Source organism: Amycolatopsis sp. CA-128772, assembly GCF_002904295.1.
GTDB lineage: Bacteria > Actinomycetota > Actinomycetes > Mycobacteriales > Pseudonocardiaceae > Amycolatopsis.
This window is the reverse complement of record NZ_PPHG01000026.1, coordinates 1-22,325: the sequence shown is the minus strand read 5'-3', so window position 1 is coordinate 22,325 and position 22,325 is coordinate 1. Positions and strand designations below refer to the sequence as shown.

Sequence of the window (22,325 nt, the reverse complement as noted above, 5' to 3'; positions counted from 1 at the left end):
GGGGTCAGGTGGCCTCGCCGTCGAGCGCCGCGCGGACCAGGTCGTCGACCGACATCCCGTCGATGTCGGCGGCCTCGTCCCCGGCCGGGCCGGGCCCGGCCAGTCGGCGCAAGGTGTCCAGCACGCCGCTGTCGCGCAGGCGTGCCGGGGAAACGGCCGCGAGCAGGGCCCGCAGCTCAGCGTTCAATCCCATGGGGTCCAGGTGGTCCTCGGGTACTCGCTCATCGCCGGCGAGCTGCCGCACGAGATCGGCGGCGAGCACGGCGGGGGACGGCTGGTCGAACACGAGGGTCGCGGGCAGGCCGAGCCCGGTCGCCGCGGCCAGCTGGTTGCGCAGCTCGATCGCGCTGAGCGAGTCGAAGCCGAGCCCGGAGAACGGCTGCTCCGGGTCGACCGCGTGCGGCCCGGCGAACCCGAGCACCGCGGCGACCTGCGTGCGGACGACGTCGAGCGCGGCCTTCTCCCGGTCGGCCGTCGGCAGCTTGCCCAGCCGCTCCCGCAGCGCCGTGCCGGCCTCGACCGGCACTTCGGCGGTGAGCCGGTGGTACTCCGGCAGGTCGGTCAGCAGGGGCGCCGGGCGAGCCGCGGTGAAGGTACGCAGGAACGTCGCGTGGTCGATGTCGGCGACCACCGGCGCCGCGTCGGCCGCGACCACGACCTGCGCGAACGCGGTGAGCGCGAGCTCCGGCGGCACCGGGCGGGTGCCGGTGCGCTGGGCCCGGGCCGCCGCGTCGGCGGTTTCGGCCATGCCCGCCCGCCAAGCGCCCCAGGCGATCGAGGTGCCCGGCAGCCCGTCGGCGCGCCGCCGTTCGGCGATCGCGTCGAGCACGGCGTTCGCCGCGGCGTAGTTGGCCTGGCCGGCGTTGCCGACCGAGCTGGACGCCGAGGAGAACAACGCGAAGACGTCGAGGTCCCGCTCGCGGGTGACGCGGTCGAGGACCAGCGCGGACCCGGCCTTCGCCGCGAACACCGCGTCGAACCGGTCCGGGCCGTAGCCTTCGAGCACGCCGTCGTCGAGGACGCCGGCCGCGTGGACCACCGCGGTGACGTCCGCGGTGAGCAGGTCCCGCACCGCGTCCGGGTCGGTCAGGTCGCAGGCGACGACCGAGGCCCGCGGGCCCAGGTCCGCCAGGAGCGCGACGGCGTCCGGGGTGTCCGGGCCGCGGCGGCCGGTGAGCACGACCCGCGCGGCGCCTTCGGCCAGCACCCAGCGGGCGACGTGCTGGCCGAGCGCGCCGGTGCCGCCGGTGACGACGACGGTCCCGCGCGGCTGCCACGCCCGCGCCGACGGACCGGCCGGCGCGCGCACGAGCCGCCGGGCGAACGTGCCCGCCGTCCGCACCGCGACCTGGTCCTCGGTCCCGGCGAGCACCGCGCCCAGCCGGGCGAAAGCGGGTTCGTCCAGGTCGGCCGGCAGGTCCACGAGGCCGCCCCAGCGCTGCGGCTGCTCCAGCGCCGCGACCCGGCCCAGGCCCCACAGCGCGGCCTGCGCGACCGAGGTGACCCGATCCGACGGCACGGCGGTGACCGCGCCGCGGGTCAGGCACCACAGCCGGGCCGCGCTGCCGGCGCCCGCGAGGGCCTGCAGCACCGCGGTGGTGGCCGCGGCGCCCGCGGTCGGCGTGGATTCGTCCAGTCCCAGCAGGGAAACGACGCCGGTGACGCCCTCGAGCGCCGTGGTCAAGGTGCCGGGGCCGGTGACCTCGGCGCCGAGCGCGGTGACCACGCCGGCGACCCAGGGGTCTTCGGCGAAGCCCGCGGGCACGACGACCAGCCACCTGCCGTCCGGCACCGTCCCGGCGGCGCCGCCGAGCGGCTTCCACGCGACCCGGTACCGCAGTTCGTCCACAGTGGACTGCCGGGCCCGGCGGTGCTGGAGGTCCAGCAGGGCGGGCAGCACGGCGTCGAGCGCGGCCGGGTCGACGTCGATCTCCTTGGCGAGCACGCCGGCGTCCAGCCCGGTCAGTAAGTCCGGGGCGACGGTGCCGGCCGGGGTGTCCGGCCAGAACCGCTCGTGGTGGAACCGGTAGGTGGGCAGGTCGACCGGGCGCGCCCCGCCAAACAGGGCCGCCCACTTCACCGGGGTGCCGCCGATGTCGAGCCGGGCGAGGGCCGAGAGGAGCGTCGGCTCGTCCGCGCGGCCGGCGTGCAGGGCGGCGGTCACGACGGTGTCCTCGCCGGTGAGCGTCCGGGTGAGCGCCGCGAGGGTGCGGTCCGGGCCCAGCTCCAGGTACTTCGTGACGCCGAGCCCGTCGAGCGTCGCGATGGCGCCGGCGAACCGCACCGGGCGGCGGACGTGCTCGGCCCAGTACGCCGCCGTGCCGAGCTCGCCGGTGACCGGGGACGCGGTGACGGTGGACACGACCGGGAGCGCCGGCGGGGCGAACTGCACCCCCGCGGCGATCCGCTCGAACTCGTCCCTCATCCCGTTCATATGCGACGAGTGAAACGCGTGGCTGACCCTTAAATGCCTAGTCTTTCGGCCGCGGGCCGCGACCAGGTCCGCGACCTCGGCGACGGCGCCGGTGTCCCCCGAAACGACCACCGCTTCGGGCCCGTTGACCGCGGCGATCGACAGCGGCCGCCCGCTGATCAGCTCCTCCGCTTCGGTTTCGGTGACCTGCAGCGCGGCCATCGCCCCGCCCGGCAGCTCCTGCATGAGCCGGCCGCGGGCGGCGACCAGCCGGGCCGCGTCGGCCAGCGACAGCACGCCGGCCGCGTGGGCGGCGGCGAACTCGCCGATCGAGTGGCCGGCCAGGTAGTCCGGCCGCACGCCCCACGACTCGACGAGCCGGTAGAGCGCGACCTCCACGGCGAACACCGCCGGCTGCGACCACCGGGTCTGCGCCAGCAGCTCGGCGTCGTCGCCGAAGACGGCGTCCCGCAGCGAACCGGGCAGTTCGAGGTCCAGGTGCGCGCAGGCTTCGTCGAAGGCGCCGGCGAACACCGGGAACCGCGCGTACAGGTCGCGGCCCATGCCCGGGTACTGCGCACCCTGCCCGGAGAACAGGAACGCGAGCTTGCCCGCCGTGGGCTTGCCGGTGTGCACCCGCGGCGACGGCGTTCCGGCGGCGAGGGCGCCCAGCCCGGTCAGCAGCTCTTCGCGGTCCCCGGCCACGACGACCGCGCGCGACTCGAACCACGCGCGGGTCGCCGCCGCGGAGAAGGCCACGTCGGGCAGGGCCAGTTCGGGGTGCGCGAGCAGGTGGTCCCGCAGGGCCCGGGCCTGGTTGCGCAGGCCGTCGCCGGTGCGTGCGGACAGCCGGACCGGCACGGTCGCCGGGGCGGTGGCCGGGCGCGGGTCCGCCGGGGGCGCCTGCTCCAGCACCAGGTGCGCGTTGGTCCCGCTGGCGCCGAACGCGGAGATCCCGGCCCGGCGCGGGTGCCCCGTCTCGGGCCACGGCGTGCTCTCGGTCAGCAGCGCGACGCGGCCCGCGGACCAGTCGACGTGCCCGGACGGCTGGTCGACGTGCAGGGTCTTCGGCAGCAGCCCGTGCCGCATGGCCAGCACCATCTTGATCACCGCGGCCGCGCCCGCGGCCGCCTGCGTGTGGCCGAGGTTGGACTTGACCGACCCCAGCAGCAGCGGCGTCTCCCGGTCCTGGCCGTAGGTGGCCAGCAGCGCCTGCGCCTCGATCGGGTCGCCGAGCTTCGTGCCGGTGCCGTGCGCCTCCACGGCGTCCACTTCGGACGGCGCCAGCCCGGAAACGGCCAAGGCGCGCTTGATCACGCGCTGCTGGGCCGGGCCGCTGGGCGCGGTGAGGCCGTTGGACGCGCCGTCGGAGTTGACCGCCGACCCCCGCACCACGGCGAGGACGGTGTGGCCGCGGCGGCGGGCGTCGGACTCGCGTTCCAGCACGATCATGCCGACGCCTTCGGACCAGCCGGTGCCGTCGGCGGCGTCGGCGAAGGCCTTGCAGCGCCCGTCCGGCGAAAGCGCGCCCATCTGGCCGAACTCGACGAATCCGGTGGGGCTCGACATCACCATGACCCCGCCGGCGACGGCCAGGGAGCACTCGCCCGCCCGCAGCGCCTGCGCGGCCAGGTGCAGGGCGACCAGCGACGACGAGCACGCGGTGTCGACGCTGACCGACGGGCCTTCCAGCCCGAAGGCGTAGGAGACGCGGCCCGACAGCAGGCTGGCCGCCTGCGCGGTGGCCTGGTGGCCGGGGGTGTCGGTGGGCGGGGTGTAGTCGCCCGAGCCGCCGCCGATGTAGACGCCGGTGTCGCCGCCGCGCAGCGCCGTGGCGTCGATGCCGGCGCGTTCGAACGCCTCCCACGCCACTTCGAGGACGAGCCGCTGCTGTGGGTCCATCACGATCGCTTCGCGGGGCGCGATCCCGAAGAAGCCGGGGTCGAACTCGGCCGCGTCGTGCAGGAAGCCGCCCTCCTTGGCGGCACTGCTGCCGGGGCCGTCGCCGGTCAGCGTGGCCAGGTCCCAGCCGCGGTCGGCCGGGAAGCCGCCGATGACGTCCCGCTCGTCGACGACCGCGCGCCAGAGGTCCTCGGGCGAGCCGATGCCGCCGGGGTAGCGGCAGCTCATGCCGACGATGACCACCGGGTCGTCGGCGAGCGCCGCGGGAGCGGCCTCGGTGGTGACTTCTTCCTCGCCGAACAGTTCGGCCAGCAGGAACGTGGTCAGCTCGCGCGGGGTCGGGTGGTCGAACACGAGCGTCGCCGGCAGCCGCAGCCCGGTTTCGGCGCTCAGGGCCGTGCGCAGGTCCATCGCGGTGAGCGAGTCGAAGCCCAGCGCGGAGAACGCGCGGTCGGGCTCGATCCGGTCGGTGCCGGTGTGCCGCAGCACGCTCGCGGCGGCGGTCCGGACCAGGTCCAGGACGACGCCGGACCGCTCGCCCGGCGCCAGGCCGCGCAGGCCGGGCCCGGTCGACGGGGCCGGGGTGTACAGCGGTGACAGCAGCGGGCTCGGCCGTGCCGCCGTGAACGCCGGGCCGAAGCGGTCCCAGCGGACGTCGGCGACGACCGTGGTGAGGTCGGCGGACCGCACGGCGGCGAGCAGCGCGGCGGTGGCGGCGGCCGGGTCGAGGACGGGCAGCCCGCTCTCGCGCAGGTGGGCTTCGTCCTCGCCGGTGCCCGCCCAGGCCGAGCAGGCGACGACGGACGCGGGTTCGCCGCGGTCACGCCGTTGCCGCGCGAAAGCCTCCAGTTCGGCGGCCTCGGCGGCTTCGTCACCGCGGCCGCGGATGCCCCACACCCCGGCGACCGAGGTGAGCAGGACGAACGCTTCCAGGGGCCACTCGGCGTACCGCCTGGCCTCGTCGAGACTTCCGCTGTGGACGACCGCGACGGGCGGGGACGTCAGCGCGGCCGGATCGCGGACGACGTCGGCACCGGGCAGGTGGTCCGCGAGGAGTGCGGCCGGGCCGTCGCCGGTGACGAGCACGGTGCCGCGCGGCTCCCAGCGTTCGCCGCCCCCGGTGGCGCGGGTCAGGCGGCGGCCGTAGACCCCGGCCGCGCGGACGGCGACCTGGTCTTCGTCGCCGCCGAGCACCGCACGCAGCCGGGCCACCACGCGGGTGTCCGAAAGGGACGGGACGTCGACGAGCCCGCCCCAGCGCTGCGGGTCGTGCAGGGCCGCAACGCGGCCGAAGCCCCACAGCGCGGCGGGCCCGTCGACGCGCTCGGCCGGGGTGACCGCGACCGCGCCGCGCGTCACGCACCAGACGGGAACGTCGACCGCACGCAGGAGTTCCCTGGTCCCCGCCACGGTTTCCCGCAGGGACACGACCAGGTCGGCACCGGCCAGCTCGCGGCCGGCCCCGAGGGCTTCGGTGACCCGATCGGCCCACTCGGCGTCTTCGCCGGGGACGACCACGATGTTCGCGGCCTTCGGCTCGGCGACGGTGACCGGCTGCCAGGTGATCCGGTAACGCAGTTCGTCGGCCGCGGCTGCTTCGGCCTGCTTGCGGCGCCAGGCGGCGAGCGCGGGCAGGACGGCCTCGAGCGCGGCGGGTTCGACGGCGAGCCGGTCCGCCAGCCCGGCGGTGTCGGCGCGATCGACGGAGGCCCAGAAGCCGTCGTCGGCCGGGCCGCCGGCGACGGCTTCGGGCCAGTACCGCTCGTGCTCGAACGGGTAGGTGGGCAGCTCGGCGCGGCGGGCACCGGTGCCCGCGAACCACGCGGCCCAGTCCGGGTTCACGCCCGCGGTGAACAGCGTGCCCAGCGCGATGGCCACACTGTCCTCTTCGGACCGGCCGCGGCGGGCCAGCGGCACGATCACCCGGTCGTCGGCCGGTTCGACCAGGGGGGCCAGCGCGGCGTCCGGCCCGACCTCGACGAACAGCGACACCTCGGCCAGCCGGTCGAGGGCGTCGCCGAAGCGGACGGTTTCGCGGACGTGCCGCACCCAGTACTCGGGGTCGGTGACCTCGCCGCCGGTGACCAGCGGGATGACCGGGGCCGCGAACCGCAGCCGCGTCACGACGTCCCGGAACGCGGGCAGCATCGGGTCCATCAGCGGCGAGTGGAAGGCGTGGCTGACGGTGAGCCGCCGTCCGCCGCCGAAGTTCGCGGCGACCGCGAGCACGGCGTCTTCGTCCCCGGAGAGCACGACGGACTCCGGGCCGTTGACCGCCGCGATCGCCACCCCGTCGACGAGGTGAGCGCGGATTTCCGCTTCGGGAACGCGCAGGGCGACCATCGCGCCGCCCTCGGGCAGTTCCTGCATCAGCCGAGCCCGAGCCGAGACGAGCGTGCAGGCGTCTTCGAGCGACAGCACCCCGGCCACGTGGGCCGCGGCGACCTCGCCGATCGAATGCCCGGCGACGAAGTCCGGGCGGACACCCCACGACTCCAGCAGCCGGAACGCGGCGACCTCGAACGCGAACAACGCGGGCTGCGCCCACCCGGTGCGGTCCAGCTCCGCCGCGTCCTCGCCCCAGGCGACGTCGGCCGGCGTCATCCCGAGGTGCGCGCAGACCTCGTCCCACGCGTCGGCGAACACGGGATACCGCGCGTACAGCTCGCGGCCCATGCCCGGGCGCTGGGCACCCTGGCCGGAGAACAGGAAGGCGGTGACCCGCTCGCGGGCCACGCCCCGGCTCACCACCTCGCCGCCGATGAGCACCGCGCGGTGCTCGAGTGCGGCCCGGCCGGTGGCCAGGGTGTAGCCGGTGCCGAGCGGGTCGCCGTCCACAGTGGACACCAGGGCGTCCAGGGCCGTGGCCGACCGCGCGGACACCGGCCACGGCACCACGGCGGGCGCGGTCCCGGGCACGGCGGCCCGCGCGGGCGGAGCTTCCAGGATGACGTGCGCGTTCGTGCCGCTGACCCCGAAGGACGACACGGCGGCGCGGCGCGGGCGGGCCGTCTCCGGCCAAGCGGTGGTCTCGGTGACCAGGTCCAGGGACCCCGCCGTCCAGTCCACGTGGGACGAGGGCGTGCCGGCGTGCAACGTCTTCGGCACGACGCCGTGCCGCATCGCCTGGACCACCTTGATCACCCCGGCGGCGCCCGCCGCGGCCTGGGTGTGGCCGAGGTTCGACTTCACCGAGCCCAGCAGGACCGGCGTCTCGCGGTCCCGGCCGTAGGTGGCCAGCAGCGCCTGCGCCTCGATCGGGTCACCGAGCGTCGTGCCGGTGCCGTGCGCCTCCACGACGTCGATGTCCGCGGCGGACAGCCCGGCGTCGGCCAGCGCGGCCCGGATGACCCGCTGCTGCGAGGGACCGTTCGGGGCGGTCAGCCCGTTCGACGCACCGTCTTGGTTGATCGCGCTTCCCCGCACCACGGCCAGGATCTCGTGGCCGTGGCGCAGCGCGTCGGACTGCCGCTCGACGACGAGGACCCCGGCGCCTTCGGACCAGGCCGTGCCGTCGGCGTCGTCGGAGAAGGCCTTGCAGCGGCCGTCGGCGGCGAGACCGCCCTGGGCGTCGAACTCGGTGAAGGAGAACGGGCTGGTCATCACCGTGACGCCGCCGACCAGGGCGAGCGAGCACTCGCCGCCGGCCAGGGCGCGGGCCGCCCAGTGCAGCGCGACCAGGGACGACGAGCACGCCGTGTCGACCGTGACCGCCGGGCCCTCCAGACCCAGGGTGTAGGAGAGCCGTCCGGAAAGGACGCTCGCCGTGGTGCCGGTGGCCATGTGCCCGGCGACATCCGCGTCGGAGTTGAGCAGCAGCCCGGTGTAGTCCTGGCCGTTGGTGCCGACGAACACGCCGGTGGCGCTGCCGCGCAGGCTCGCCGGGTCGATCCCGGCGTGCTCCAGGGACTCCCACGCCGTCTCCAGCAGCAGCCGCTGCTGCGGGTCCATCGCCAGGGCCTCGCGCGGCGAGATGCCGAAGAACGCGGCGTCGAACCCGGCCGCGTCGGGCAGGAACCCGCCGTGGCCGTCGCCGAGCTTCGCGAGGTCCCAGCCGCGGTCGGCCGGGAACGGCCCGATCGCGTCGCCGCCGTCCTCGAGGAGCTGCCAGAACGTGCGGGGTGAGGTGATCCCGCCGGGGAAGCGGCAGCCGATGCCGACGATCACGACGGGGTCGTCCGCGGTGGCGCGGGCGGCGGCCCGGGTGGTCACGGGTGCGTCGGCGCCGAGCAGCTCGCCGAGCAGGAACGCGGTGAGTCCCCGCGGGGTCGGGTGGTCGAACACCAGGGACGACGGCAGCGCGAGCCCGGTCGCCGCGCCGATCCCGTTGCGCAGCTCGACGGCGGTGAGCGAGTCGAACCCGAGGTCGGCGAACGCCGCGTCCGGAGCGACCGCGCCGGCGTCGGCGTGCCCGAGCACCAGCGCGACCTGCGTGCGCAGCAGGCCGAGCAGGTGCTTCTCGCGGTCGGCGGGCGGCAGCGCGGCGAGGGTGCCGCGCAGGTCGCCGCGCTCCCCCGCTTCCCGCGCTTCGCTCAGCACGGCCTTGGCCCGCGGCAGGTCGGCCAGCAGCGGGAACGGGCGGCCGAGGGTGAAGGCCGGCACGAACCGCGTGAAGTCGATGTCCGCGACCACGACCGCGGTGTCGCCGGCGCCGATCGCGCGCCGCATCGCGGCGACGGCCCGGTCCGGTGGCAGCAGCGCGAACCCGCCGCGGCCGACGCGGTCCTGCACGTCCGCGTGGCCGCCCAGCATGCCCGCGCCCGCCCACGGGCCCCACGCGATCGAGGTCGCCACCCGGCCGGCGGCCCGGCGCCGCTCGGCGAGTGCGTCGAGGTGGGCGTTGGCCGCCGCGTAGTTGCCCTGCCCGGCCGCGCCGAACGTGCCGGCGGTCGAGGAGAACAGCACGAACGCGTCGAGGTCGCGGTCCGCGGTCAGCTCGTCGAGGTGTTCCGCACCGACGCACTTCGCCTCGAAGACGCGCGCGAACTGCTCCGCGGTCAGGGAATCCGTGGTGCCGTCGTCGACCACGCCCGCGGTGTGCACCACGGCGGTCAGGTCCGGGATCGCCGCGATGACCCGGGCCAGCGCGTCACGGTCGGTGACGTCGCAGGCTTCGACGGTCACGTTCAGCTCGGCGGCCAGCTCGGCCGCGCCCGGGGCATCCAAGCCCCGGCGGCTGAGCAGGACGAGGTGGTCGGCGCCCGCGTCGGCGAGCTGCCGCGCGACCTCCGCGCCGAGGCCGCCCGTGCCGCCGGTGATCAGCACCGTGCCCCGCGGGGTGTAGTCCGTCATACGCCCGGCTGGTGCGGTGGTGAGCCGCCGCGCGAAGACGCCCGAGGGCCGGATGGCGACCTGGTCTTCGTCGCCGATTCCGCGCAGGACGGCGAAGAGGCGGCCGGCCGCGCGGGCGTCGAGGACCTCGGGAAGGTCGACGAGCCCGCCCCAGCGGTGCGGCTGTTCCAGGCCCAGCACCCGGCCGAGGCCCCAGAGCGCGGCCGCGTGCGGGTCGGGCGCGGGGTCGGCCGCGCCGGTGCTGACGGCGCCGCGGGTGCCCCACCACAGTGGAGCCTCGTCCCCGAGTTCCCGCGCGAAGTGCAGCGATTCGGCGGGGTCGGACAACAGCGAAATCACGTGGTCGGCTTCAGGCAGCTCGGCGCCCGGCTCGACCCGGGTACCGCCGATGGCTTCGGCGACCGAGTCCGCCCACGGGTCGTCGTGGGCCACGACCAGCACCCTGCTGGGCGCGGCGGGCTCGGCGCGGACCGGGCTCCAAACCACGCGGTAGCGCCAATCGTCGGCTTCGGACTCTTCGCGCACGCGGTGGCGCCACGCGGTGAGCGCGGGCAGCACGGTGCCGAGCGCGTCCCGATCGACGTCCAAAGTGGTCGACAGCTCTTCGACGTCGGCCGCTTCCAACGCGGTCCAGAAACCGGTGTCGGCCTCCGGTGCCGCCGCGGCGGGTTCCGGCCAGTAGCGGGACCGTTGGAAGGCGTACGTGGGCAGGTCGATCCGGCGGGCGCCGGTCCCGGCGAAGAACGCGGACCAGTCCGGCCGGTAGCCGCGCGCGTGCAGGTCGCCGAGCACCGCGGCGACGGTCTCCTCCTCCGGCCGGTCCTTGCGCAGCATCGGTTTCGCGGTGGACATCGCCGACAGGACCGCGTCGGGCCCGAGTTCGATGTAGGCAGTGACCCCGGCTTCGTCGAGGGTCGTGAGCGCGTCGGCGAACCGGACGGCCTCGCGGGCGTGGCGCACCCAGTAGTCCGGGCCGTCGGCGAGGTCCGCGCCGGCGACAGTGGACACGAACGGCAGTTCCGGTGCCGAGAAGGTGAGCCCGGCGATGGCGCCGCGGAACTCGGCCAGCATCGGGTCCATCAGCGCGGAGTGGAAGGCGTGGGACACGGTCAGCCGCTTGGTCTTCTCGAACCGCTCCGCGAAGGCGAGCACGGCTTCTTCGGGTCCGGATACCACAATGGACTCAGGCCCGTTGACCGCCGCGATGTCGACGCCGTCCGGCACCTGCGCGCGGACGTCGGCCTCGCTCGCGCGGATCGAGACCATCGCACCGCCGGCCGGGAGGGCCTGCATGAGCCGGCCGCGGGCCTGCACCAGCGTTGCCGCGTCGGCCAGGGACAGGACCCCGGCGACGTGCGCGGCGGCGATCTCGCCGACGGAGTGCCCGGCGACGTGGTCGGGCCGCACGTCCCAGGACTCGAGGAGCCGGAACAACGCGACTTCGATCGCGAACAGCGTGGGCTGGGCGTACCGGGTTTCGTTCAGCTGCTTCGCTTCCGGCTCGCTGAAGAGCAGCCGCTGATCCAGCCCGAGGTGCGCGAGGACTTCGTCGAGGGCCTCGGCGAACACCGGGAACCGCTCGTACAGGTCACGACCGGCGCCCGGCCGCTGGCTGCCCTGCCCGGTGAAGAGGAACGCCGTCGTGGGCCGGGTCGCCGACGTGCCGCGCAGGACGTGCGTGGCGGATTCGTCGTCGGCGATCGCCTTGAGCCCGCTTTGGATCTCGTCGCGAGTGGCGGCCAGGATCACCGCCCGGTGGCTCAGGTCGGCGCGGGCCGTAGCGAGGGTGAAGGCGAGGTCGGCCGGCTCCCCCGGCCACCCGCGCAGCCGGGCGGCCTGGGCGCGCAGGGCCTCCGGCGTCCGGGCCGACACCACCACGGGCACGGTCCCGGGCACCACCGGCTCCGGCTCGTCGACCGCGACCGGCTCGGGAGCCTGCTCCAGTACCGTGTGGACGTTCGTGCCGCTCAGGCCGAACGACGACACCGCCGCCCGCCGGGGCGCGCCGGTCTCCGGCCACGCGGTCGCCTCGCCGAGCAGCCGGATCGCGCCGCTCGACCAGTCGATGTGCGACGACGGCGTGCCCGCGTGCAGGGTTTGCGGCAGCACGCCGTGGCGCATGGCCATGATGAGCTTGAGCACCCCGGCGATCCCGGAGGCCATCTGCGTGTGGCCGAGGTTGGACTTGACCGAGCCGAGCAGCAGCGGCCGTTCGCGGTCACGGCCGTAGGCGGCCTGCAGGGCCTGGACCTCGATCGGGTCGCCGAGCGGCGTGCCGGTGCCGTGGCCTTCGACCGCGTCGATGTCCGAAGCGGACAACCCGGCGCTCGCCAGGGCCTGGCGGATCACGCGTTGCTGCGACGGCCCGTTCGGGGCGGTCATGCCGTTGGAGGCGCCGTCGGAGTTCATCGCCGAGCCGCGGACGACGGCGAGGATCTCGTGGCCGTTGCGCCGGGCGTCCGAGAGCCGTTCGACCAGGACGAGCCCGACGCCTTCGGCCAGGCTCATGCCGTCGGCGTCGTCGGAGTAGGCCTTGCAGCGGCCGTCGGGGGCCATCGCGCGCTGGCGGCTGAACCCGATCCACGGCGCCGGCGTCGCCATCACGGTGACCCCGCCGGCGAGCGCGAGCGAGCTCTCACCCGAGCGCAGCGACTGGCACGCCAGGTGCAGCGCCACCAGCGACGACGAGCACGCCGTGTCCAGCGTGACGGCCGGGCCCTCCAGCCCGAACAGGTAGGCGATCCGTCCGGAAAGGACACTCGACACCGCGCCGGTGATCATGTGGCCTTCGGACCCCTCGGCCGCGTTGAGCACGGTCGAGCTGTAGTCCTGGTAGCTGGCGCCGACGAACACGCCGGTCCGGCTGCCGCGCGCCGCGGCCGGGTCGACCCCGGCGCGTTCGAAGGTCTCCCAGGCGACTTCGAGGAGCAGGCGCTGCTGCGGGTCCATCGACAGGGCCTCGCGCGGCGAGATGCCGAAGAACCCGGCGTCGAAGTCGGCGACGCCGTCGAGGAAGCCGCCGAGCGTCGAGTAGGTCTTGCCGCTGCGGTCGGGGTCGGCGTCGAACAGCCCGGCGGCGTCCCAGCCGCGGTCGGGCGGGAACGACGAGATCGCGTCGCCGCCGCCGATGACCAGGTCCCACAACGCTTCCGGCGAGGTGACCCCGCCGGGGAACCGGCAGCTCATGCCCACGATGGCGATGGGTTCGTCGGTGGCGGTGGCCACCACGGCGGTCTCGCCGGTCACCGGGCCGTCGAGGGTGGACAGGATGAACCCGGCGAGCGTTCCGGCGTTCGGGTAGTCGAAGACGACGGTGCTGGGCAGGCCGAGCCCGGTGACGACCTCGAGCCGGTTGCGCAGGTCGACCGCGGTGAGCGAGTCGAAGCCCAGCTCGCGGAAGGCGCGTTCGGCTTCGACGGCGTCCCCGCCGGAGTGCCCGAGCACGGCGGCCGCTTCGGCGCGCACGAGGTCGACGACCAGCCGGCGTCCGGCGGTCGCGGGCAGCGCCCGGACCCGGCTCGCGAACGCCGACGCGTCCGCGGGGCCGGCGGCCGCTCCGGCGAGCTCGCGGACGGCGGGCAGCTCGGAGAACAGCGGGCTGGGCCGCACCGACGTGAAGACCGGGTGGTAGCGGTCCCAGTCAAGATCGGCGATGAGCAGCGACGTCTCGTCGTCGGCGAGCGCGCGCTCGAGCCCGGCCAGCGCCAGCCGCGGTTCCATGAACCGCAGGCCGCTGCGCAGGATCCGGCCGGGGTCGACCCGGCCGAGCTCGCGGTCGTCGGCCCAAATGCCCCAGGCGACGGTGGTGGCCGGGACCCCGCGGGCGCGCCGCTGCTCGGCGAGGGCGACGAGGTGGGCGTTGGCGGCGGAGTAGGCACCGTGGTCCCCGCTGCCCCACAGCCCGGCGGTCGAGGAGTAGAGCACGAAGTGTTCGAGTTCGCCCTCGTCGAGGAGCTCGTCGAGGACGGCGTCGAGGTTCGTCGCGCCGGTGACCTTGGCGTCGAGCACCTCGGCGAAGGCGGTCGCGTCGGTGCCGGTGAGCGGGGCCAGTGCGATGTGCGCGGCGGTGTGCACCACGGTGGTGATCCGCCGGCCCTCGTCCTTGAGGCGGCCGATCAGCGCGGCGACGGCGGCCCGGTCGGTGATGTCGAGCGACACCACCTCGGCCGACGTGCCGAGTTCGGCCAGCAGGGCCTGGGCCCCGGGGGCGTCCGGCCCGCGGCGCCCGGTGAGGACGAGGTGCTCGACGCCTTCGGCGGCGAGCCGGCGGGCCAGGTGCGGGCCGAGGGTGCCGGTGCCGCCGGTGATGATGGCGGTGCCGTGGGGCCGCCAGGCGCGCCGCGGTGCGCCGCCGACCGGCGCGGGCACGAGGCGGCGGGCGAAGACGCCCCCGGAGCGGATCGCGAGCTGGTCTTCGTCCCCGGCCCCGGCCAGGACGGCGACGAGCCGCCGCGCGGCGGCCGCGTCGAGCGTTTCGGGCAGGTCGACGAGCCCGCCCCAGTGCGCGGGGTGTTCGAGGGCGGCCGACCAGCCGAGGCCGTGCACCTGGGCCTGGGCGGGATCGCGGATGGGGTCGGCGGGCCCGGTGGAGACGGCGCCGCGGGTGAGCGCCCAGACGCGCGGCGCGGGCTCGGTCCCGGCGACGGCCTGGACGAGGGAAAGGGTGCGGAGCAGGCCGCGGTCGAGACCCGGGTGGTCGGTGGGGGCGTGATCGGCGGCGAGGAGGGAGACGATCCCGGCGACCTCGCCCGGATCACCCTCCGCGGGGCCGGCCGCGCCGGCGAGGGCCGCGGCCAGGTCGTCGCGGCCGACCTGGTCCGCACCCAGCACGACCGGGCGGACCCGGGCGCCGTGGGAGCGCAGGGCCGCCGCGACCTCCTCCTCGCCCGGCTCGCCGGCGCCGAGGACCAGCCAGGTGCCGGACAGCGTCGTCCCCGCCGGGCGGACCGGGCGCCACGCGATCCGGTACCGCCACGAGTCCACAGTGGACGCTTCGTCGCGGCGGGCGTGCCAGCCCGACAACGCGGGCAGCAGTTCGTCCAGGGCGGTCCGTTGCCGGTCGTCGAGGTCGAGCAGGCTCGTGAGCCCCGCCCGGTCGTCGCGGGCGATCGCCTGCCACAGCTCGTCGTCGGCCGGAGCCGCCGCCCCGGTTCCGGTTTCGCCGATCGCCCAGTAGTGCTCGTGCTGGAACGCGTACGTCGGCAAGTCGACTCGCCGGCCGCCGGTGAGGGTGTCCGCCCAGTCGACCGCGACCCCGCGCGTGTGGGCCTCGGCGAGCGACTTGAGGAACCGCGCCACCCCGCCGTCGTCGCGGCGCAGCGTGCCCAGCGCCGTGACCGGCACCCCCGCGGCCTCGGCCAGCTCGCCGATCGCCATGCCGAACACCGGGTGCGGGCTCGACTCCACGAACACCGAGTGGCCGTCGGCGACCGCGGCCCCCAGAGCCGCGGCGAACTCGACCGTGCCGCGCAGGTTGCGGCACCAGTATTCGCCGGTCAGCTCGGCCGGCTCGACCAGCCCGCCGGTCACCGTCGAATAGCACCGCACGCCGGTGGCCCGCGGGGAGACCGGCGCCAGCAGCTCGGCCAGCTCGGCCGCGATGCCGTCGACCTGCGGCGAGTGGGCGGCGAAGTCGACGCCGTCCAGCCGCCAGCGCATCAGCCCGGCCTTCGCCAGCCGGACCTCCAGCTCCGCCAGCGCGGCGGGCTCGCCGGACACGGTGACCGACCGCGGCCCGTTCACCGCGGCGACGGCGATCCGGTCGGCCAGGTCCCCGATCAGGGCGAGCACCTCGTCCCGGCCCGCGACGACCGACAGCATGGCGCCGTGTCCCGACAGGTGCTCGGCGATCAGCTTCGACCGCAGCGCCACCACGCGCGCACCGTCCTCGAGCGACAGGGCACCCGCGACGCACGCCGCGGCGATCTCGCCCTGCGAGTGCCCGATCACCGCGACCGGCTCGACACCGTGCGCGCGCCACAGCTCGGCCAGCGACACGAGCACGGCCCACAGCACGGGCTGGACGACGTCGACCCGGGTCAGGGAATCGTCGTGCAGCACGTCCGCGAGCGACCACCCGACGAAGGGCTCGAGCGCGGCGGCGCACTCGGCCATCCGCCCGGCGAACACCGGCGAGGTCGTCAGCAGCTCCCGGGCCATGCCGAGCCACTGCGAGTCCTGGCCCGGGAAGACGAACACCGGTGCGCCGGACCGTTTGGCCGTGCCCTGCACGAGCGCGGGGTCGGCGGTGCCCCCGGCGAGCGCGGCCAGGCCGCGGCGCAGGTCGGCGAGGTCCTCGCCGACCACCACGGCCCGCTGCTCGAACACCGCGCGGTGGCGGGCGAGCGTCCGGGCGACGTCGACCGGATGCTCGTCGGTCAGGAAATCCAGCAGCCGCGCCGCCTGTGCCTGCAGGGCGGGCGTGCTCTTGGCCGACAGCGGCCACCCCACCGGACCGGTGGACCCGGGTTCCGGGGCGGTTTCGGCCGCGGGTGCGGCCTCGATGATCGCGTGGGCGTTGGTGCCGCTGATGCCGAACGACGACACGCCGGCGCGGCGCGGGCGCCCGGTCTCCGGCCACGCCGCCGGCTCGCCGAGCAGCTCGATCGCCCCGGCCGACCAGTCGATCTTCGTGGACGGCTTGGCCACGTGCAGGGTGCGCGGCAGCACGCCGTGGCGCATCGCGTGCACCATCTTGATCAGGCTGGCGACGCCGGCGGCGGACTGGGTGTGCCCGATGTTGGACTTCACCGAGCCGACCAGCAGCGGGCGTTCGCGGTCGCGGCCGTAGGTGGCCTGCAGCGCCTGGGCCTCGATCGGGTCGCCGAGCGCGGTGCCGGTGCCGTGCGCGTCCACGGCGTCCACTTCGGACGGTGCCAGCCCGGCGTTGGCCAGCGCTTGGCGGATGACGCGCTGCTGCGACGGGCCGTTGGGCGCGGTGAGGCCGTTGGACGCGCCGTCGGAGTTGACCGCGGTCCCGCGCACGACGGCGAGAATCGGGTGCCCGTGGCGCTGGGCCTCGGACAGCCGTTCCAGCACGAGCATCCCGGCGCCTTCGGCGAGGGACATGCCGTCGCCTTCGTCGGAGAACGCCTTGCAGCGGCCGTCGAAGGCCAGCGCGCGCTGACGGCTGAACGCCACGAACGGGTCGGGCGAGGCCATCACCGTGACGCCGCCCGCGATGGCCAGCTCGGACTCGCCGGAGCGCAGCGACTGGCAGGCCAGGTGCAGCGCGACCAGCGACGACGAGCACGCCGTGTCGACGGTGACCGACGGCCCTTCGAAGCCGAACAGGTACGACAACCGTCCGGAAAGGACACTCGGGATGGTGCCGGTGACGAGGTGGCCTTCGGTGCCGTCGCCGGTCGCGACGCCGTAGTCCTGGAAGCTGGAGCCGACGAACACGCCGGTCCGGCTGCCCCGCACGGACGCCGGGTCGACGCCCGCGCGCTCGAACGCCTCCCACGACACTTCGAGCAGCAGCCGCTGCTGCGGATCCATCGACAGCGCCTCGCGGGGCGAGATGCCGAAGAATCCGGCGTCGAACTCGCCGGCGTTCTCGAGGAACCCGCCCAGCGTCGAGTAGGTCTTGCCGCCGCGTTCGGGATCGGGGTCGAACAGGCCGGCGGCGTCCCAGCCGCGGTCGCCGGGGAACGGCGAGATCGCGTCCACGCCCGCGGTGACCAGGTCCCAGAGCTGCTCGGGCGTGGCGACACCGCCGGGGAAGCGGCAGCCGATGCCGACGATGGCGATCGGCTCGTCGGTGGCGCCCGTCGCGGCGGCGACGGCCTCGGCGGTGCCCGAGCCGTCGATCTCGGTGCGCAGGAACGCGACCAGGCCGAGCGGGGTCGGGTGGTCGAACACGAGCGTCGCGGGCAGCGCGAGCCCGGTGGCGTCGGCGAGGCGGCGGCGGAGCTCGACGGCGGTCAGCGAGTCGAACCCGAGGTCGCGGAAGGCGCGTTCCTCGGCGACGGCGTCCGCGGTGCCGTGCCCGAGCACGGCGGCGGCCTCGGTGCGGACCAGGTCGAGCAGCGCGCGGTCGCGTTCGTCCCCGGACATCCCGGCGAACCGCGCGGCGAAGGCGCTGACCGCGGCCGTGACGGCGACGGGCTGCGCCTCGGCGAAGGCGTCGAACAGCCGGGAGGCGCGGGTGGCGGTGAAGACGGGCAGGAAGGTGTCCCAGGCGACGTCGGCGACGACGACGGCGGTGTCGTCGCGAACCAGGGCGCGTTCCAGCTCGGCGAGGGCGTGCCCGGCCGGCAGGAAGCCGAGCCCGCGGCGGCTCAGCTGGCGGGCGACGTGCTCGTCGGTGGCCATGCCCTCCTCGGCCCACGCGCCCCACGCGATGGCGGTCGCCGGACGACCGGTGCTCCGGCGGGCCTCGGCGAGGGCGTCGAGGTAGGCGTTCCCGGCGGCGTAGGCGGCCTGGCCACCGCTGCCCCAGACGCCGGCGACCGAGCCGAAGAGCAGGAAGAAGTCCAGGTCGTGGCCGGCGAGGAGGGTGTCGAGGTGCGCCGCGCCGGTCGTCTTGGCGGCCATGACGCGGGTGAGCCCGGCGAAGTCCGTCGTGTGGACGGGGTCCATCGCCTGCGCGACACCGGCGGTGTGCACGACACCGGTCAGGCCGGGGTGCTGCCGGAGCAGGGCTTCGACGGCGGCCCGGTCGCCGACGTCGACCGCGGCGATGGTGACGCGGACGCCGGCTTCGGTGAGTTCTTCGCGGAGGTTTCCGGCGCCCGGCGCGTCCGGGCCGCGGCGGCTGACGAGCACGAGGTGCTCGGCGCCGGCGTGCGCGAGCCACCGGGCGACGGACGCGCCGAGGGCGCCGGTGCCGCCGGTGACGAGGACGGTGCCGCGCGCGTGGAAGCGGCCGGCGGATTCGGTGGGCCGGTAGCGCGTGATGCGCCGGCCGAAGGCGCCTTGGGGCCGGAGGGCCACCTGGTCTTCGCCGCCGGTCCCGGCCAGCACGGCCGCGAGCCGCCGGCCGGCAGGCAGGTCGAGAGCGGCGGGCAGGTCGACCAGGCCGCCCCAGAGCGCGGGGTGTTCGAGCGCGACGGTCCGCCCGAAGCCCCAGATCCGCGCGGCGACGGGGTCGGGGCCGCGGTCGCCCGCCGTGGCGACGGCACCGGAGGTGAGGCACCAGAGGCGGGCTTCGAGGCCGGTGTCGGTGAGGGCCTGCACGAGGACGAGGAGGTCTTCGAGGCCGCGGTCACCGGAGGCGGGCAGGTGGATGACGCCTTCGACCGGCCCGGCCGCGGTCAGGGCCGCGGCAAGGACGGCACGGCCGGGGGCCGCGGCGGGCCCGCGCTCGGCCGGATCTGCGGCGAGGGCAGCGCGGCCCGGGCCCGCAGCGGGCCCGCGCTCGGCCGGATCCGCAGCGAGGGTGGCGCGGCCCGGACCCGCGGCGGGCCCGCGCTCGGCCGAATCCGCGGCGGGGGCAGCGCGGCCGGGGCCCGCGACAGACCCGCGCTCGGCCGCATCCACAGCGCGCGAGTCGCCGTCCCCCGCAGGGGTTTCCGCAGTCACAGCGTCCGCCGGCGCCGTCGCGAGGTCCGCGGTGGCGATGCGGGTCACCGTGGCACCGTGGGCGGTCAGCGCCGCCTCGACCTCCGCGCCTTCGTCCGCGCCCGTCGTCACCAGCAGCCAGCGGCCGCTCAGGGCCGGGGTCTCCGCGGTCCGGAACGGCGTCCACTCCACCCGGTACCGCCAGGACTTCGCCGTCTCCTCGGCCGCGCGGCGGTCGCGCCAGCCGGTCAGCGCCGGGAGCAGCGTCTCCAGTGACGACCGCTGCTCCTCCCCCAGGTCCAGCAACCCGGCCAGCTCCGTCGCGTCACCGCGGCCGATCGCCGCCCACAGCGGGCCCTCCGCCTGCTCCGAAGGCCGCGGCACCGGCGCCGCCCAGTAGTGCTCGCGCTGGAACGGGTACGTCGGCAGGTCCACCGTGCGGCCGCCGCCCAGGTACGCGCGCCAGTCCACCGCGCAGCCGCGTGTGTGCAACGCGGCCAGTGCGGTCACCGCCGCCTCCGCCTCCGGGCGGTCCTTGCGCAGCAGCGGCACCGTGCCCGGCCGGTCGAGCAGGGCCGAGAGCGTGCCGTCCGGTCCCAGTTCCAGGTACGTGGACGCGGTGTCCGCGACCGTCTCGGTGAAGCGGACCGTCGCCCGCACGTGCTCGACCCAGTACTCCGGTGAACACACCTCACCCGGGGAAACGAAGGGCAGGACCGGCGAAGAGAACCGCAACGACGAGACCACCGCGCGGAACGGCTCCAGCATCGGGTCCATCAGGTGCGAGTGGAACGCGTGCGACACCGACAGCCGCGTCGTCTTGCCGAAGCGGGCCGCGACCGCCAGCACCGCCTCTTCGGCACCCGAGAGCACCACCGACTCCGGCCCGTTCACGGCGGCCAGGTCGACCCCGTCCACCAGCACCGCGCGCACGTCCGCTTCGGACGCCCGGACCGCGACCATGGCCCCGCCGGGCGGCAGCGCCTCCATCAGCCGGGCGCGGGCCGACACCAGCGTGCAGGCATCCTCGAGCGACAGCACCCCGGAAACGTGCGCCGCCGCGATCTCGCCGACCGAATGCCCGGCGACGACGTCCGGGCGCACGCCCCACGACTCCAGCAGCCGGAACGCCGCCACGCCGAACGCGAACAGCGCCGGCTGCGCGTTCCCGGTCCGGTCCAGCGCGGCCGCGTCCGCACCCCGGACGACGTCGCGCAGGCCCGGGTCGCACCGGTCCAGGACGTCGCCGAACACGGAAGCGAACACCGGGAACCGCGCAGCCAGCTCCCGGCCCATGCCGAGCCGCTGCGCGCCCTGACCGGGGAAGACGAAGGCCAGGCCGCCACCGGCGGCCGTCCCCTGGACCACGCCCGGTGCCGGAGCGCCGGCCGCCAGCGACGCGAGGGCCGTCGGCACGTCCGGGCCGAGCAGCACGGCCCGGTGCTCGAACGCCGTCCGCGTCGTCGCCAGCGACCACGCGAGATCGCCCCGCGGGACGTCGAGCCGGGCCAGGTTCGCCGCCTGCGCGCGCAGGCCTTCCGCGGTCCGCGCCGAAAGCAGCAGCGGTGCGTCCTCGCGGGTTTCGGCGGGCGGCAGCGACACCTCCGGCGCGGCTTCCAGCACGACGTGCGCGTTGGTCCCGCTGATGCCGAACGACGAGACGCCCGCACGCCGCGGCCGGTCCGAAGCCGGCCACGGTGTCGCCGACGAAGCCAGCGCGACCGCGCCGGTCGTCCAGTCCACATGGGACGACGGCGTGCCCGCGTGCAGCGAAGCCGGCACCGTGCCGTGCGCCATCGCCAGGACCATCTTGATGATCCCGGCGACACCGGCCGCGGCCTGCGTGTGCCCGATGTTGGACTTCACCGAACCGAGCAGCAGCGGCGCCGGCCGGTCCTGCCCGTAGGTGGCCAGCAGCGCCTGGGCCTCGATCGGGTCGCCGAGGGTCGTGCCGGTGCCGTGCCCCTCGACGACGTCGACGTCCGCGCCGGCCAGCCCGGACGCCGCCAGCGCGGCGCGGATCACGCGCTGCTGCGACGGCCCGTTCGGTGCGGTCAGGCCGTTGGAGGCGCCGTCGGAGTTGATCGCCGAACCCCGCAGCACGGCGAGCACGCGGTGGCCGTGCCGGCGCGCGTCCGACATCCGCTCCAGCACCAGCACGGCGACGCCTTCGGACCAGCCGACGCCGTCGGCGTCGTCCGAATAGGACCGGCACCGGCCGTCGGGGGAAAGGCCGCGCTGGCGGGAGAATTCGACGAACGAGTTCGGGGTGGACATCACCGTCACGCCGCCAGCGAGGGCGAGCGAGCACTCCCCCGACCGCAGCGCGTGCGCCGCCCAGTGCAGCGCGACCAGCGACGACGAACACGCCGTGTCCACGGTGATCGCCGGGCCTTCGAGGCCGAGCGCGTAGGCGACCCGGCCGGACACGACGCTCGACGCCGTGCCGCTGCCCTGGAAGCCTTCGAAGTCACCGCCGGCCAGCACCAGGCCGTAGTCGTTGTACATCACGCCGGCGAACACCCCGGTCGCGCTGCCGCGCAGGGTCCGCGGGTCGATCCCGGCGCGCTCGATCGCCGTCCAGGACGCCTCCAGCAGCAGCCGCTGCTGCGGGTCCGTCGCCTCGGCTTCGCGCGGGCTCATGCCGAAGAACGCGGCGTCGAACTCGCCCGCGTCGTGCAGGAAGCCGCCCTCGCGGGTGTAGGACGTGCCGGCGTGGTCGGGGTCCGGGTGGTACAGCGCGCCGAGGTCCCAGCCGCGGTTGACCGGGAACGGCGACGTCGTGTCACGCCCCTGGGCCACCGCCGCCCACAGGTCTTCCGGCGAAGCGATGCCACCGGGGAACCGGCAGCTCATGCCGACGATGACGATCGGGTCGTCGGCGGCGGCCGCGATCCGGGTGACGGCCGGTCCCCCGGTCCCGGCGCCGAGCAGCCGGTCGCGGAGGTGGCCGGCGAGCGCGGCCGGGGTGGGGTAGTCGAACGCGGTCGTGGCCGGCAGCCGCAGGCCGGTGGCCGCATCGAGCCGGTTGCGCAGCTCGACGGCGGTCAGCGAATCGAAGCCGAGCTCGGCGAACGACCGCGCCGGGTCGACCGCGCCGGCGCCGGCGTGCCCGAGCACCGCGGCGACCTCGCGGCGCACCAGGTCGGCCACCCGCGCGGCGCGCCCGGCGTCGTCCAACGTGGCCAGCTGGTGGGCCAGCCGCCCGGCGCCC

General features: G+C 75.8%; 1 protein-coding gene. It reads right to left on the bottom strand.

What is annotated here, in order from left to right; all coding sequences use genetic code 11:
• Positions 1-4: 4 nt before the first annotated feature.
• On the bottom strand, positions 5-22,325 hold a 22,321-nt coding region (locus C2L59_RS11680), incomplete at its 5' end, for a type I polyketide synthase (RefSeq protein ID WP_103349561.1).